Consider the following 16,319-nt stretch of genomic DNA (forward strand, 5'->3'; position numbering starts at 1 on the left):
TAGTCGTTCAGGCGTATGCACGCAATAGAGAATTATTATCCGGTGGTCTATTTCCTGTAAGTGGCGTAAAACAGATTAAATCTGGTTAGAACTGCATCGCTTTTTTAAGGAAATCTGCCTTCCTTCTTCTCGAAATTTCTACCTGCGTTCCATCACTCATCAATGCAAACCCGCCTTCACCCTGTATATACGACTGCATTTGCTGTAAGTTGATCAGGTGTGAATTGTGTACCCTGAAGAAGTCAACATCCGTGAGCAGCTCTTCAAACTCTTTTAACGGCCTGGATACCATGAGATTCTTCTTATCTGTAAAAAAGATCCGGGTATAATTACCTGTTGACTCACAACGCACTATATTCTGTACAGGCATAAAAACCAACCCGTTGATAGTCGGCAGTGCTATCTTCTTATGTGTCTGGTGCAGTGTCTTCATGTTCTGCAGGAAGACTTCCAGGGGAGAAGTATTCATTTCCGGCTGCGCACTATTCCCTGCGGCGTTTCGCCGGCTGATACATTTCTGTATCGCGTCCTGCAGCTCTTTAACGCTAAAAGGCTTTAGTAAATAATCCAGTGCATTGAACTTAATGGCTTTCAGGGCATATTGTTCATAAGCGGTGGTAAAGATCACATCAAAAGTGATCTTATCAAACATTTTCAGTAACTCAAAACCGTTCTGATGAGGCATTTCCACATCCAGGAATACGACATCCGGCTGCACTTCCATTATCAGCTCCTTTGCCTCTTTCACACTGTTCACGCCTCCCAGCACAGTCACTTCCGGACATTTCTTCTGAAGCATAGTCTGGAGAGCATCTATACAATGTTGCTCATCATCAACAATGATTGCTTTAATTTCGCTCATGCTGTGTGTGTAGGTTTTTTAAAATATAAATTCTACGGGTAAGATCAGTGTCACCTTTGTACCCAATGCTTTACCCGTCTCATCTTCCAGGTCTATAATCGTCACGTCCGCTTCTTTCGTATTGTTGATCTTCCTGATGAGGTCTATACGGCCTTCTGTTACCTTCATCCCCATTGAGCGATGGGTCTGTCCCTTTTTTTCCTTGATCTCGATTGCTTTTTTACGTCCTATACCATTATCTGTAACCGTACAGGTCAGGGTTTTTCCTTTCAGTGTGACAGCTATATCCAGCATCCCCTTGCCTGATTTATGTACAAGACCATGCCAGATCGCATTTTCTACATATGGTTGAATGATCATCGGTGGAATCATTACTTCCTCCTCATTAATATCGTCTTCTACATTGATCTGGTATTCAAATACATCATTGCAGCGCAGCTTTTCCAGGTCCAGGTAAAGGCGTAATGACTCCAGTTCCTTGTTCAAAGATATGAATGTGTATTGGGTGTTATCAAGGATCATCCTCATTAGCCGGGAAAATTTCGTCAGATAATCTGACGCCTCTTCCTGGTTATTACTCCAGATGAACCGGTGAATAGAGCTGAGTGAGTTGAAAATAAAGTGAGGATTCATCTGGGCACGCAAAGAACGAAGTTCCAGCTGAAGGGTCTGTTTATTGGTTTCCAGGTTGCGGTGTCTGATATAGAAGAACCCTCCTATTATCAGCATCACTAAAAATCCTGCCATCGACAATGTATATACCACATTACGTTTGGTACGTAATTCACCCAGCTGTTTATCATGTTCTAATGACTTGATCTGGTTATCTTTACGATCCACATCATAGATCGCCTGCGTTTGTGCCCACGCCAGCGAAGACTGTTCACTGATCAGACTGTCCTTATACACAAGCGATTTTTCCATTGCTTCCATTGATCGTTTGAAATCACCGGAAGCCTTGTAGTCCTTGGCCAATGCCTTATACCCTTCCATCAGCAGGTATTTAAAACGCCAGCTCTGGCTAAGGTTGATGGACTGCATAAAGTATTTACGGGCTTCTTCATGCTTTCCCTGCAGGCTCCACAGTTTCGCAATGTTCAGATAACTTTCTGCCACATGGACCTTATCATCTACGTTACCGTTGACTTCCAAAGCTTTATTCAGATATTCAAGTGCCTGGGCGTAGTCTTTTTTCTCCTGATAGGCGGAGCCGAGCGAGTTATAACAGATGGCCAGTCCGATACTGTTATTCAGTTGCTGATTTACTGCGAGGGATTTCTTATAATATTCGATCGCAAGGTCCAGTCGTTTTAGTCCCTGATAGGCGTAGCCTATGTTTCCCAGGTTGATCGCTACTCCCAGATTGTTCTTGCTTTGCTTCTCCAGTTCGAGTGCCTTTTCAAAATGATTGATCGCCTCTGCATATTTTTCGGTAGAGAGATTAATGTTTCCGATGCTATTGATCGCTACGCAGATATTACGGACATCATTGATCTTCTCGGCCAGTTGCAGGGCCCTGAAATGATAATCAAATGCCTTCTCCAGCTGGTCATCCATCCGGCGGTAGTCCACACCGGTATTGTTCAGGGCAATACAGAGCCACAGGTCATTTCTTGCTTCTTCAGCGTATTTAACAGCTTTCTGGTGATAATCAGCAGCGAGGAGATACTCTGATTTGTTTCTTTTAGCGCTACCCGCTTCATTATATGCATTGAACAGTCCATACGCATATTTTATGCGCTGCGACAACAGAATTGCTTCCTGGAAAAAAGGATTTTCCGCCCCTTGTTTATCAAAGTAGCGTCCAAGCGATTTGCCTTTCTCTATTAACCATTTCACCTTACCTGTATCTGCCGGGAGCCTTTTGGCAGAATCAAGCGTACGGAATACAAGCACCGAATCCTGGGCTATCACATCATTCCCCTTTACCAGGAAGAGCACGAAAAGTAGATAAAAGTAGCCTTTAAACATGCATCAGCCAGGTAATACCACAAGTTAAATAAAAAAGCGAAAGGGCGAAAGAATTCGCCCCTTCTTCCTATTAACCGAATACACCTACTGAAAATATGGAACAAAGCAGGCATTCCTGCCCTGCACCACATTAAGTTTAATAAATATCAGCCCACAAAGCCACGATATATATAATCTAAGTTTCGTAACGGTTAATAGCAACAGGTCTTTGGATATAGTTATAGTAAGATCGTTGAGACCTTATACGACTTCTCTTGACCCTGTTGGGTAAAATATATTTGATTAAACGGCGCACTGTATGAACCGGTCAACACAATACAATAATAAAATTGCAGGAAATTCTAGAGGATGTGGAAAATTACTGAAAGGGTTTCTCTCCGGTCGGTACCGGGAATACAACAAATTTAAAAAGGATTTTTTAAAACTAAAAAATAATTTCAGGACTGCACCAAAACAGCATCTTCTATCCACTGCATCACCAGCTTCAGCTGTTCATCCTGGGTTAACTGACTGTTGTCAAGGATAATGGCATCTTCCGCCTTTCTCAATGGGCTGATCTCCCTGTTTGTGTCTATATAGTCTCTGAGCTCAAGGTTCTCTTTTACCTCGTGAATACTGATATTCTTGTTCTTGGCATACAATTCCTTGAACCTGCGTTCAACACGAATGGCTGTGTCAGCGGTCATGAATATTTTTAGTTCTGCATGTGGGAATACCGTTGTACCGATATCCCTTCCATCCATTACAATACCCTTTCTTTTGCCCATTTTCTGTTGCTGTGCAACGGCAAGTTCGCGTACTTCCTTTATGGCTGCCACTTCACTTACCTTTTCAGCAACCAGCATTTCCCTGATCATGTGCTCGACATTTTCCCCGTTCAGGGTAATTTCCGATGCCTGTGACATAGGGTTGAACTCAAACTCCAGGTGAATGTCTGCCAATGCCGCCTTTACCGCGTCATGGTCGTTCCAGTCCACCCTGTTCTGAATAAAATAAAGCGTTATTGCACGATACATGGCCCCACTATCAATGTAGACATAATCAAGCTGCGCTGCCAGTTGTTTTGCCAGCGTGCTCTTCCCACATGAAGAATAACCATCTATCGTGATAATAATCTTTTTCAAAACCCCGGTATTAAATGCTGTAGAATGAATTAGACGGTGTAAAGTTAAAGGAAAAATGTAGAAACGTGAAAGCCTGATCGCCCGGTTTAGCGAAATAAAATGAAATGGGTGGTACCTGCTATACATTTTGCCAGCACTCTCCCATTTTATGCCCTGACAAATGTCTGATATCGGGTCTATATCGTCACTTCAAGGGCACCAAAAGGGCACCTCAATATCGCCGGGATATTGAGGTGCCCTTTTGGTGCCCTTGAAGTGACGGTAAGATGCCTATTAAGTAGGCTTACCAGGCGCTATATGAATGCTGGATGAACGGATATAAAAAGCATACTGTTTGTTATCCACATACCTGGCACACCCATTCCGAACTAAACCCGATCTACCCGTAACACAATCAGGATCAATGGTCTATAACCACGACTTTGCAAACATACGCCTGCTTGCCGCTCTCCTTGTGTGTCAGTACCAGGAAGTACGTACCGGTAGGCATGTCCCTGATATCCAGCTCACTTTGACCGACCATCTCCAGCTTACGGATCTGTTGTCCCCAGGTATCATATATCTGTACGATCAATGGTGTCTTAATACCTTTGACAGTTACCTTAAACTGACCGTAGTTCGGATTCGGGAATACTGTAGCCTGGATCAATGGTCCTACCTCCCTTACGTCGGTATAGACATACTTACCAGTAGACGATACGGCCTTGATGCGGTAATAGCTCCATCCGTCGTAAGGATTGTTATCCTGCCAGTAATATTCCAGGCGGGTGGTACTGTAACCACCGGGTGCCTTGGTAGCAACGGTCCCTATTTTCTTAAATGACGTTTCATTATCCAGCATGCGCTCGATCTCAAAGACAGCATTATTTGTCTCGCGGCTCGTTGTCCACACCAGGTCAACCAGTGAATAACTGATGCGGTAAGCATTGAAATGAATGATATCTGCCGGCAGATAACTGTACGATAATGAAGTCAGTTTCGTAAAATAGGCATCACTACCCAGTCCCGGCATCCCCCTCGAATGCATTGTAGCGGTTTGACGCATCGGCTGTGTCGTCAATGTACCGGGCGCCATATTATCATTAACGCCTGTACGTCTTTCCCAGCTATTGTCACCGAACTGGCTGATATAACTGCTGGCACGATTCACCTTATACTCTGCGGCCTCATCGGCATCCATATGCTGCAGGGCCACAGTGGTCAGTCCTGAACCTGTACCATCCTTACCAAGATGCCATGACTTAAATACAACGCTGTCATACAGTATCCTTCCTGCTATCGCCTGTTGATATACACTGTCAAATACTCTTGCCTTAAAGTCCTCCGGACTACCCTCATACCTCACACCAGCCGGCGCATAGTTCCTCGCACTGGTGCCTACAGGAAAGACCACCTGTCCGGATGCATTGCTCAGCTTTGCACGATACAGGAACCCTCCAGCCGTCTCAGGGCCGGTAACGATAAAACGCTGATCACTGTATCCGCTGATCGTACCAGGATTATTATTTCCTACCAGCAGGTTCCAACCATTCAGATACACATGCCCGTTAGTTAGTTGTAATGTATTCCTCACCTGCAGATCATTGAGATCTGCCAGTATAATACCATTGGCATTACTGACTTCCAGATTGGGGAAACTGGCACCTGATCTTGCAGCAACGTTATATCCACCGGCAACGATCTGCTGACCTTTATTGCCTGCAAACCTGAATATTCCGCCGGTACCGCTGGTACCTGAAGTACTTTCGTCAGATAGAAGTGCTGTATATCCGTTCGTCCATTGTTTTCCCAGGAAATAAAGCACTGACGCCGGACTGGAGCCCAGCGTCCCATCATTGGTCACATCACCAAAAAAGGCGACGTTCCCAAAACTCCACACTTTACCATCAGCAGGAATGTATGCTGCCTGCTGGGCAGTGATGGTATCTATTGAGAGTACCAGAAAACATAATAGGAGTAAATATCTCTTCATGCAGGTATTATGTTTTATAGTATCGCTTCGTGTGCATAGTTATTGAACAAAAGATGTAACGATCCATCTGCTATCAGCACCAGAATAGATCAGGCTCACAGAGCCCTGACCATTTGTTTTGATGGTATTGCCCATTGTATTGATCCTGTTAATGTCGGTTCCTCCACCCTGGTTTGCAATGGTCATATCGTTACCAGAAGCATTGAAAATAGTGATCATACGGCCATCCGTTCCACCTGCAATACTGTTTATCGTAAAATCACCACTGGCAGAAACCCGGATAAAGGTAGCCGTGCCGATATTCAGGTTCGTATTAGCACCGTTGTTGTTACTGGCTGTTAACGTCGGACCGTTACCATTGGTACCAACCGTCAGGGTCGTGGTACTTCCACTACCCGCAGTACCAACACTCACATCGCCATTGCTGTTAATAACCAGTGGAGAACCACTACCAGAAGGCAGGTTGGCGATACGTAGTACATCATTGTTAGCGTCTATGTGTAAACGTTTTGCCGGAGTGGCACCTGCCAGACCAATACCCACGTTATTATTCTGCAAACGCATGATCTCAGTGAATGTTCCCGGAGAAGGTGCATAGGTATAGCTTTTGAAAACAATCGGCTCATCGCCATCATCCCCGATGATAAATTCAAATCCGCCGTTATTGTTCGTACCGGTTGCACCAAATTCGAAATAATCTGTTCCGGCAGAACTACCTTTCATACGGAAGTTCCCGTCTGCAGTTGTCCACATCTTTGGTTTATAGAAGCTTACTGATGCAGGCACCGAAAACTGTAGTGCGGAACGCATATACGTTACCATCTCATCGTTATCGGTATAATCTGTATAGCCTTCTGTGAGACCCAATGTTTGTCTGCGTCCAAATTCCAGCAATGGCGTGTTATTGGACCTGATCACCATTCTATTGTCATCAGTAGTACCAAGGAACTGGTTATTGGCATCAACACCACTGTTACCACTGATCAGCCAGTTATTCGCTGCCGCATTCTGCGTAACGATCACATCGCCGTTGTTGTTAATCGACAATACCTTACTGTTGTAGGCCTGTACCGTTGCAGCGTTGAGGTCCTTTAAACGCAGGCCTGATATGCCGGTAGCAGCAGTAGTACCTGCTACCTCCAATGTGTTGTTGGGAGCATTGGTTCCTATACCCAGGCGGTTAGTCGTATTGTTCCAGAAAAGGTTCGTATTCTTTTGAGATACCAGTCCGCTGGCGCCCGCGAACAATATAGAACCAGCTGTCATAGATGTCAGCGAGAGGTTATTTCCTATAGTACCGTTACCACTGATGGAGAAGTTAGCCGTCTGTATGCCGGCGCTGATATTCTGGATATAGTTACCCGAACCTGCAGGCAGATCAGTAGCGGCTAAAGCACTACCTGTAGTCACGCGTCCCTTGGCATCTACAGTTACTTTAGTATAGGTGCCGGCGGTGACACCACTGTTTGCCAGTGTTACAGGAATACTGGTCGTACCGCTACCAGTTGCATCACCGGTTAAGGTAATGGTAGTGGAAGATGCAGCAGGCGTATAATATTCAAAACCGTTGGCGGCGCTGTTTACTCTGATCGATTGTCCGGCGGTTCCGTAGTAGTTAATACCCAGACCACCTCTTGCAATAGGGAAAACACCAGTCGTTATTTTAGCAGCATCCAGGTTCGGGATGTCACCAGCGGCCAGTGTGGTACCATATGTGACCCTCCCTTTCGCATCGGTGGTTACTTTGGTATAGGTACCGGCAGTACCAACGTTCACAAGTGAAGTATTCACAGAATAAAAGTTGCCTGTAGCTGTGACATCACCGTTAAAGTTGGGTGTAGAGGTCAAAGCTACATAGTCATTTGACCATTCAATACCACTACCATCTGCTTTTACTTTCATCACATCTTTGGCGGAACCGAGGTAGTTGATACCAGTACCTCCTCTCGCCACTGGCAGCACACCACTGTTGATCTTTGACGCATCGAGGCCAGGGATATCGCTCGCGTCAAGCGCTCTGAAAGACGGCTGTCCGGTACCCCATGAAGGAGCAGCAAATACCAGGTTTCTGGCCTGATCATTGAAAGCAGCCGTTAAGGTACCGGTTGAGGTCACCGGACTATTTGTTACGTTGAATATGGAAGGCATAGATAATCCTACTGATGTCACAGTTCCGGCACTGCCGGCCGTCGGCGCTTTGGGAATCCATCTACCCGTTCCGTTATCCCAGGTTAATACATCATTATTGTTAGGCGTATTATTGGAAACATTCCTTCCCTGGAGTTGGGAAGCGTTCCAGAGCGCAGAAGTATTTAAAGCGGAGATCACTCCACCTCCAGTAAGGCTGATACCAGTACCGGCACTGAATGCGGCCCTTGCCCTTGCATCTGTGTAATACAGGTTTACAGACTCAGAAATATCGTTGGTGGTTAATGTTACGGCAGGACCTGTTTGTCCATTCACCGATGTAATGCCAGTGGTAGTTGTTTCATCGATCAGTTTTCTCCACACACCATTTTTCCTGATGTAGAGCATTTTATCAGGAACATAGTAAATGATCATACCATCAGGTGCAGCGTTCAATGGCGCAACGCCGTAATTACTTACACGGGGCATTAATAAACCCTGTTTATCACTGTTCAGTTCTAACAATGCAGATTTCTCGATCACGGTAGGAGCAGCTCCCAGCTTCAATTGCTGAGCGTGTGTAAGAGCGGGTAGTAACATCACACACAATCCAAGTAGACCGCTGCGACAATTCAATATTTTCATAGGTCTTTAAAGGTTGCAGGAAATGCTGAGAAGCATGAATAACAGGAGCAGTGGTTCACTGCTCCTGTTAGATAATATTTCTGATTATTTCCGGATGATGTACCAGTTAGTACCATCAGTTTGTATAGTTACGAAGGTCCAGTCGTTATAGATCATATAATCCGCACCACCTTCGATTGTAGCGGTAGTTGGCAGGATCCTGACTGTGTTGTTGATATCGCCTGTACCAATCTTTTTGATGGTGTAGATACGACCTGCAATAGCAGCAGTCGGAGCCGGCAGAGTGATGGTCAGTGAACCACCGGTTGCATCCGCCAGAATGGTGTTATCATTAGCAGTTACTGTGTAAGAGCCGGTAGTTTTATAGATCTTCATCTGTACGGAACCGTTCACTTCCAGGGTAGAGTTAGCCGGAGCAGCAGAACCTACAGCTACACCTGCAGCGAAACTCTTGTTACCCGCGAAGCTCTGGTTACCGGTAGATACAACACCTCGCTGGGCAGCAGTGTGAGAAGCATCAACTGCGCTTGCGTTTGGCAAATTAAACGATACATCATTGGCAGTGGCCTGAATATCGAAGTTAGTGCCAACGCTGTCAGTTTTGAAAGCCACATTCACATTATCAGTAGTACCAGTACCTGCATTGATGGTACGGATCGCTTTAGAGATCGCATCCAGATCAAAAGGTCTTTTGGTTACGGCACTACCTTCACGTACTAACACATCATAAGATGCAGCAGTAGCAGCGTTTGCCACGCTATTCAGCGTAACAGGGCCATTGAGTGTGGTTGCGTTAGTGACAGCCAGTGTATTCAGTGTGGATGCACCGCTTACAGTCAGCGTACCACCTAAGTTGGTATTACCGGTTACATCTAACGTACTACCTACAGTGGTAGCGCCGGTCAGTGTACTGGTGCCGGTTACAGCTAAAGTATTGGATAAGGTGGTGGCACCTGTTACATTTAATGTGTTACCTACTGTGGTCGCACCATTGAAGGTCTTGTCTCCACCGAAGGTTTGTGTACCCGTAGTGACAATACCAGCCTGGGTTGCACCGGCAGCCACCAGTTCCAGTTTATAGCTGGCAGTTGCTGCATCATAGGTAATACGTCCACCTCTGTTAGCTTCAGCAGCAGCTACGGTTGTAATGAAATCAGCGATGGTCATGTTTGTACCGCTGGACAATGCCTGCAGTTTATCCCAGTCTGATTTTTTCAGGAAACCATAAGTCGCGGTGGTAGATGGTGCCAGGATCGGCGCATTTACAGTGATCTGCCCGGTAGCAGCATCTTCAGTTACGTTGAACTGCGCATTAGCAGAGTCGGCGCTGGTTTTGATATTGGCAAGCAGGCTATTGAAAGCGGTTTGCGGCAGAGATCTCTTAGAAACGATACCAGTAGTGGGATTCAGCAATAATACGTCCAGCAGCGCATTATTTACATTAACAGCGGCAAACTTCAGCTGTCCGTCAGTCTGTACACCGATAGCTTCAGTTGCGTTGGTACGGATAGAGAGCGGCTGCGCATCAGAAGTTCCGATATAATCAGTAGCCGTAGTACCTGCGTTACCTTTGAGGCTCCAGTTGGCCATAGCATCACCGGCACTGGCGATCTTCACCCAGGCCCCTGCTCTTCTCATATATACTCCGTCATTAGCGGGAGTACCACTGGCCAGGTATACGATCATACCATCCACGGGATCAGTCCCTATAGCGGCATCAATAGCGGTGAAGTTGGGTACCCTTGGCAGCAGGAGACCCTGTTTGGTACTATTCAACTCGAGTATCGCTGATTTAGTGATCTGGGACGGATTATCACCGATTTTCATCTGAGCGTTAGCCGCTGTAGCTGCGAGGGTGATACCACCAGCCAGAACAAGCGTACGGGAAGTGTTACGTATAACTGATTTCATAGTATAGGGATAGATATATTTATATTATCTGTTAATTAATTAAATAGTATCTGGCATCTGCAAACGATCCATCACACTCAGGGTCATAGTTTTCCTGTTGTACCATTGCATGACACAACAGGTCACTACCTGTGTTTGCGGTTTAGCTCAGTCTTTCCGTAAAATGTAGGTTAAAAAGTTGTGGATGTCTTATTGTTCACATGTATCCGTTTACGAATGTCGCTATATGCTGACACGCCAGACGAGCCCGGCAGTAATATTGTATGGTGCAAATATCTAATATTATTGACATTCTGTTATGACATGAACGTATCATTTTGGCAAATAGTGTTGTTTCATATAGCATTGATTATCATTTATATATTTTTTCGCATACTGAAAAGGGACTGATAATCATATCCCTGAATTCAGGGATATCGCTTTGACATAACACATTAATGTTATAAAAGATATATCCATATGATATACTGCGCGTTTTTATTCCCGAACGGATGGGTATATAAACAAAAAATCCCGGACTTACGCCCGGGATTCTATTAAAACAATGTCTATCAACTATGGCTTATTATGCCTCTGATTTTTCGGATTTGTTACTTTTTGAAGAGTTCTTCAAGGTGAAGATCAGTTTCTGATTTTCCTTGTCGAGATCCGCAATCAATACATCGCCGTTATGAATATTCATATTCAGTATTTCCTCCGCCAGCGGGTCTTCCAGGTATTTCTGGATGGCTCTGTGCAGTGGACGGGCACCGAACTGCTGATCGTAACCTTTCTCTGCCAGGAAGCCTTTGGCCTCTTCTGTCAGTTCCAGGCTGAAGCCCAGGTTGTTCAGGCGTTTCAGCACACTCTGCATCGTGATATCTATGATAGTATAGATATGCTCTTTGCTTAGAGAGTTGAATATGATCACGTCGTCGATACGGTTCAGGAACTCAGGAGAGAAGGTACGTTTCAGTGCTTTTTCAATTACTGATTTTGTGTTGTCTTCTTCTGTGTTTGCTTTTGCAGTGGTGGTGAAACCAACACCTGCACCGAAATCTTTCAACTGGCGTACACCAATGTTAGAAGTCATGATGATGAGGGTGTTCTTGAAATCCACCTTACGACCCAGACCATCGGTCAGGATACCATCGTCCAGCACCTGTAACAGGATGTTGTAGATGTCAGGGTGAGCTTTCTCGATCTCATCCAGGAGGATAACGGAGTAAGGCTTGCGGCGTACTTTTTCAGTCAGCTGACCACCTTCTTCATAACCAACATATCCCGGAGGCGCACCTATCAGACGGCTTACAGAGAATTTCTCCATATATTCACTCATGTCGATGCGGATCAGGCTATCTTCAGAGTCGAACATATAGCGGGCCAGGGATTTAGCCAGCTCGGTTTTACCAACCCCGGTAGGTCCGAGGAAGATGAAGGTACCGATTGGTTTTTTAGGATCTTTCAACCCTACCCTGTTACGCTGAATGGCCTTTGTTACTTTAGAGATGGCTTCATCCTGACCAACTACAGCGCCTTTCAGGTCTTCACCCATACGACGGAGTTTTTCAGTTTCGGCCTGTACCATACGTTTAACAGGGATACCTGTCATCATGCTCACTACTTCAGCGATAGCTTCTTCGTCGATCGGGTAGCGTTTGTGTTTCACTTCTTCTTCCCACACATTTTTCGCACGCTCCAGGTCTTCTCCGAGTTTCTTTTCGGTATCGCGTAATGCAGCTGCTTCTTCGAAACGCTGGCTCTTAACTACTTTGTTCTTTTCCTGTTTGATGTCTTCGATCTGTTTTTCCAGGTCGAGGATATTCTGCGGAACATTGATGTTCTTCAGGTGTACTCTTGCGCCCACTTCATCCAGTACGTCAATAGCCTTGTCAGGTAACAGACGGTCTGTCATATAGCGATCACTGAGTTTCACACATGCATCAATAGCGTCCTGTGAATAGCTCACGTTATGGTATTCTTCATAGCGTGGTTTTATATTATTCAGGATCTGAATAGTCTCATCCACGGTTGGAGGTTCTACCATTACTTTCTGGAAACGACGGTCTAATGCACCATCTTTCTCGATGTACATACGGTATTCATCCAGGGTGGATGCACCGATGCACTGAAGTTCTCCACGAGCCAGTGCCGGTTTGAAGATGTTGGAAGCGTCCAGGGAACCGGAAGCGCCGCCCGCACCAACAATGGTATGGATCTCATCTATGAAGAGAATGACATCGCGGTTCTTTTCCAGTTCGTTCATGATGGCTTTCATCCTTTCTTCGAACTGTCCGCGGTATTTTGTACCTGCCACCAGGGCTGCCAGATCTAGGCTTACGACGCGTTTGTCAAACAGTACGCGGGACACTTTACGCTGCACGATACGCAACGCCAGGCCTTCCACGATGGCTGTTTTACCCACGCCCGGTTCCCCGATGAGGATCGGATTGTTCTTTTTACGGCGGGACAATATCTGCGATACACGCTCAATTTCCTGCTCGCGGCCAACAATAGGGTCTAAGCTGCCACTCTCGGCCAGCTTTGTAATATCCCTGCCGAAATTATCCAGCACAGGGGTTTTTGACTTCGTATTGGTTTGCTTAGCCTTGGAGGCAAAACTCTTGCGCTCATCTTCAAACTCCTCCTCTCCAGGATCATCAAACTCCGCCTTAGGATCGGCTGATTTTACGAAGCCCAGCTCGTTTTTAAAAGTGTCGTAATCCACGTCAAACTGTTGTAAGATTTGTGTACAAACGTTTTCTTTATTCTTGAGGATTGAAAGCATTAAGTGCTCTGTTTCTACGGTTGGGCTTTTTAGTGCCTTCGCCTCGAGCACGGTAACGCGTATTACCTTTTCTGCCTGCCTTGTGAGTGGTAGACTGTTGATATTGGCGATATTTTTTCCTGTTTTATCTTTTACGGCCAACTCAACCTCTTTACGAAGTTCATAAAGGTCTACATTTAAGGCCTGCAGAATTTTAACAGCTGTCCCTTCCCCTTCTCGAATTATGCCAAGCAGCAGGTGTTCTGTGCCGATGAAATCATTCCCTAAGCGTAAAGCTTCCTCCCTGCTAAACGAAATGATCTCCTTTACTTGCGGTGAAAAATTCTGGTCCATTGTGAGAATATTAAATTATTAAAACCCTTACGGGGACTTGCTTATACAATATTAGCAAATAATTTTGATTTACCTTTACCCTAACACTTTAATAGTACAAGTATACAATTAAGGCCAGTGAAGTAAGAAAGAAGGCTGTTATTTGGCAGGATTCCCGATTACTTATTTACTAACTTATAAAAGAAAATCTTGCTTATGGAATTCAAAATTGATACCAAAGAAAAAATACTGGTTGTACAGCCTCAAATTAAGCAACTGGATGCTAATTTGTCAGCCGGGTTTACTAAAGAGGTATCTGAATTACCAGACCTGGAAGGTCGCAACCTCATACTGGACATGGGCTTGGTGGAAAATGCGGATGAGAGTGGGATTAAAGCCATTTTAACAGTATATCACCAGCAGTATGACAGCGGCCTATCCTGTGCCGTAACCGGCCTTAACAGCACTTTAACAAATGCCCTTAAAAATGCGGATGATTCCGTGTATAATGTTGTCCCTACTATGTCTGAAGCAATTGATATGGTAATGATGGAGGATCTTGAGAGGGAATTATTGCAGGACGAAGAATAATTTTTTCTCCTGCTCACATATTGATGCCCTATTTTTCCGGTATGTGGAAATACGTTCCATTTCCCGGAATAAATAAGGAAATTTGGTAATTATTTTTTTCCGTTCATGTTTGCAGTCACCATATTAGGTAATAACTCAGCACTTCCCACGTTAGAAAGACACCCAACAGCTCAGATAGTTACATGTAATGATCAGCTGATACTGTTGGATTGCGGAGAAGGCACACAATTACAATTTGCGCGTTATAAGATCAGAAGAAGCCGCCTGAGATACATATTCATCAGTCACCTTCACGGAGATCATTATTTCGGCCTTATAGGGCTTTTAAATAGCCTTAGTCTGCTGGGCAGGCAGAATCCGCTGACGGTGTTCGGGCCCCCGGAACTGGAAACCATCATTCAGCTGCAGCTGCAATGCTCCGGTACCATCCTACAGTTCAAGCTGCAGTTCGTTCCCCTGACAGATGACAAACAAGGCGTTATCCTGGAAGATAAAGACCTGACGGTCAGCTTCTTCCCTGTACAGCACCGTATTCCCTGCTACGGATTTGTGTTTGAAATGCAGAAACGGAAGAGGAAGATCATTCCCGACCAGGCCAAGGCATATGAGATACCTGCTGCGTATTTCTCCCACCTCCAGGCGGGCGCTGATTATCAGCGTAAAGACGGGTTGCTTGTTAAAAACGACTGGGTGACCCTGCCACCTCCCAAAGGTAAAAAATATGTATATTTTGCTGACACCGCCTTTTCGGAGTCACTGATCCCATACGCCAATGATGCGGACCTGGTATATCATGAAACTACCTATCTCGGCGATCTGGCGGAAAGAGCCGCTGAAAGATTTCATAGCACAACGGTACAGGCTGCCACACTGGCATTAAAGGCTGGAGCCCTCCGGCTTATTGTAGGGCACTTCTCATCGAAATACACCGATCTGACCCCTTTTGAGACAGAATGCCGCGAAGTATTCCCCAATGCTGATGTGGCCATGGAAGGTACCAGCTATATTATCTGACAAATCTGTACAAAACAGCGATCCCCGTGCTGCCAGGCAGCACGGGGATCCTTATTTTACCGGTTACCGGTTTACTTGTAATTCTTGTTGAAAGCAGCGATACGGCTCTGTAAACCAGCGCTTACAGGCACTACCGGCAGGCGGAATACGTTCTCGATCAATCCACCTTCAGCCATAAACGCCTTCACACCAGCAGGATTATTCTCTTCAAACATCAGGTCGAAGGATTCCTGCAGCTTGTAATGCAGTTCACGTGCTTTGGCATTATCACTTGCCAGTGCAGCTCTTACCAGGTCAGCTACATCTTTCGCAAAATAGTTAGCTGCCACAGAGATCAGCCCGTCCATACCTGTAGCAATCTGAGGAAATGCCAGCGCATCATCACCACTGACAACCAGGAAGTCCTTCGGTTTATCCTTGATGATCTGCATACACTGGATCATATCACCGCTGGCTTCTTTCATCGCCACGATGTTTTCTACCTCTTTTGCCAGACGCAGGGTTGTCTGCGCTGTCATATTACGACCAGTCCTGCCGGGAACGTTATACAGGATGACAGGTTTCGGAGATGCTGCTGCAACGGCTTTATAATGTTGGAACAATCCTTCCTGGCTAGGCTTACTGTAATACGGCGCAACGCTCAGTATCGCAGCTGCCTCGTCCAGTGGACAGGTTTCGAGTCGCTTGACTACGTCGCGGGTATTGTAGTCACCAATGCCTACAACTACCGGCACACGCTTATTCACCTTTTCAAAGGTAAACTTCATAACGTCCAGCTTCTCTTCTGAGCTTAGTGTAGGCGTTTCTCCGGTCGTCCCCAGGGATACTACATAGTCAACCCCGCCGGAAATCACATGATCAATCACTTTCTCCAAAGCATTCCAGTCAATGCTTTCGTCTTTTTTAAAGGGCGTAACCAGTGCCACACCGGTGCCTTTCAATTGTTCCATATTGAGTGTAAATTCCAGATAACAAATTCCAAATCGCCCTCTTTATCAATCCTAAAGAGGTGCAAAGATGACA

At 45.5% G+C, this 16,319-nt stretch carries 10 protein-coding genes; 2 read left to right on the top strand and 8 right to left on the bottom strand.

Annotated features, from left to right (window positions below):
• Positions 1 to 85: 85 nt before the first annotated feature.
• From GWR21_RS12605 to GWR21_RS12635, 7 genes are all read right to left on the bottom strand, one after another.
• Positions 86 to 862, bottom strand: a complete 777-nt coding sequence (locus GWR21_RS12605) for a LytR/AlgR family response regulator transcription factor (protein ID WP_162332095.1) — start codon at positions 860 to 862, stop codon at positions 86 to 88.
• 18 nt (positions 863 to 880) lie between these two features.
• The gene (locus GWR21_RS12610) at positions 881 to 2,833 is read right to left on the bottom strand and encodes a tetratricopeptide repeat-containing sensor histidine kinase (protein WP_162332096.1); all 1,953 of its coding nucleotides are present in this window, start codon (positions 2,831 to 2,833) and stop codon (positions 881 to 883) included.
• A 437-nt stretch (positions 2,834 to 3,270) separates the two neighbouring features.
• Positions 3,271 to 3,957 (bottom strand): (d)CMP kinase, encoded by a 687-nt coding sequence (gene cmk, locus GWR21_RS12615; RefSeq protein ID WP_162332097.1) that lies wholly within the window; start codon positions 3,955 to 3,957, stop codon positions 3,271 to 3,273.
• 400 nt (positions 3,958 to 4,357) lie between these two features.
• Positions 4,358 to 5,929: a T9SS type A sorting domain-containing protein gene (locus tag GWR21_RS12620; protein WP_162332098.1), complete on the bottom strand. Its 1,572-nt coding sequence runs from the start codon at positions 5,927 to 5,929 to the stop codon at positions 4,358 to 4,360.
• 39 nt (positions 5,930 to 5,968) lie between these two features.
• On the bottom strand, positions 5,969 to 8,701 hold the full coding sequence (locus GWR21_RS12625; RefSeq protein ID WP_162332099.1) for a beta strand repeat-containing protein: 2,733 nt from the start codon (positions 8,699 to 8,701) through the stop codon (positions 5,969 to 5,971).
• 84 nt (positions 8,702 to 8,785) lie between these two features.
• A complete protein-coding gene (locus tag GWR21_RS12630; protein ID WP_162332100.1) occupies positions 8,786 to 10,612 on the bottom strand; it encodes a beta strand repeat-containing protein in 1,827 nt (608 codons plus the stop codon).
• 565 nt (positions 10,613 to 11,177) lie between these two features.
• Positions 11,178 to 13,712, bottom strand: a complete 2,535-nt coding sequence (locus GWR21_RS12635; protein ID WP_162332101.1) for an ATP-dependent Clp protease ATP-binding subunit — start codon at positions 13,710 to 13,712, stop codon at positions 11,178 to 11,180.
• Positions 13,713 to 13,907: 195 nt separating this feature from the next.
• Between GWR21_RS12635 and GWR21_RS12640 the strand changes: the two genes are divergently transcribed.
• Together GWR21_RS12640 and GWR21_RS12645 are read left to right on the top strand one after the other, a co-directional pair.
• Complete coding sequence (locus GWR21_RS12640; protein ID WP_162332102.1) at positions 13,908 to 14,282, top strand: STAS domain-containing protein; 375 nt, start codon at positions 13,908 to 13,910, stop codon at positions 14,280 to 14,282.
• A 105-nt stretch (positions 14,283 to 14,387) separates the two neighbouring features.
• Entirely contained in the window at positions 14,388 to 15,296 is a 909-nt protein-coding gene (locus GWR21_RS12645; RefSeq protein ID WP_162332103.1) for a ribonuclease Z, read from the top strand.
• A gap of 71 nt (positions 15,297 to 15,367) precedes the next feature.
• Here the strand turns inward: GWR21_RS12645 and dapA are convergent, their stop codons facing one another.
• Positions 15,368 to 16,246 carry a 4-hydroxy-tetrahydrodipicolinate synthase gene (dapA, locus tag GWR21_RS12650; RefSeq protein WP_162332104.1) on the bottom strand — a complete coding sequence of 293 codons (879 nt, stop codon included), beginning with the start codon at positions 16,244 to 16,246 and terminating at the stop codon, positions 15,368 to 15,370.
• Between the last annotated feature and the right edge of the window lie 73 nt (positions 16,247 to 16,319).

The organism is Chitinophaga agri (genome assembly GCF_010093065.1).
Classification (GTDB): domain Bacteria; phylum Bacteroidota; class Bacteroidia; order Chitinophagales; family Chitinophagaceae; genus Chitinophaga; species Chitinophaga agri.

What these genes read in the sequence shown, in the direction of transcription:
- GWR21_RS12605 (WP_162332095.1), bottom strand. Translation starts at nt 862, where the DNA reads ATGAGCGAAATTAAAGCAATCATTGTTGATGATGAGCAACATTGTATA.
- GWR21_RS12610 (WP_162332096.1), bottom strand. Translation starts at nt 2,833, where the DNA reads ATGTTTAAAGGCTACTTTTATCTACTTTTCGTGCTCTTCCTGGTAAAG.
- GWR21_RS12620 (WP_162332098.1), bottom strand. Translation starts at nt 5,929, where the DNA reads ATGAAGAGATATTTACTCCTATTATGTTTTCTGGTACTCTCAATAGAT.
- GWR21_RS12625 (WP_162332099.1), bottom strand. Translation starts at nt 8,701, where the DNA reads ATGAAAATATTGAATTGTCGCAGCGGTCTACTTGGATTGTGTGTGATG.
- GWR21_RS12630 (WP_162332100.1), bottom strand. Translation starts at nt 10,612, where the DNA reads ATGAAATCAGTTATACGTAACACTTCCCGTACGCTTGTTCTGGCTGGT.
- GWR21_RS12635 (WP_162332101.1), bottom strand. Translation starts at nt 13,712, where the DNA reads ATGGACCAGAATTTTTCACCGCAAGTAAAGGAGATCATTTCGTTTAGC.
- GWR21_RS12640 (WP_162332102.1), top strand. Translation starts at nt 13,908, where the DNA reads ATGGAATTCAAAATTGATACCAAAGAAAAAATACTGGTTGTACAGCCT.
- GWR21_RS12645 (WP_162332103.1), top strand. Translation starts at nt 14,388, where the DNA reads ATGTTTGCAGTCACCATATTAGGTAATAACTCAGCACTTCCCACGTTA.
- dapA (WP_162332104.1), bottom strand. Translation starts at nt 16,246, where the DNA reads ATGGAACAATTGAAAGGCACCGGTGTGGCACTGGTTACGCCCTTTAAA.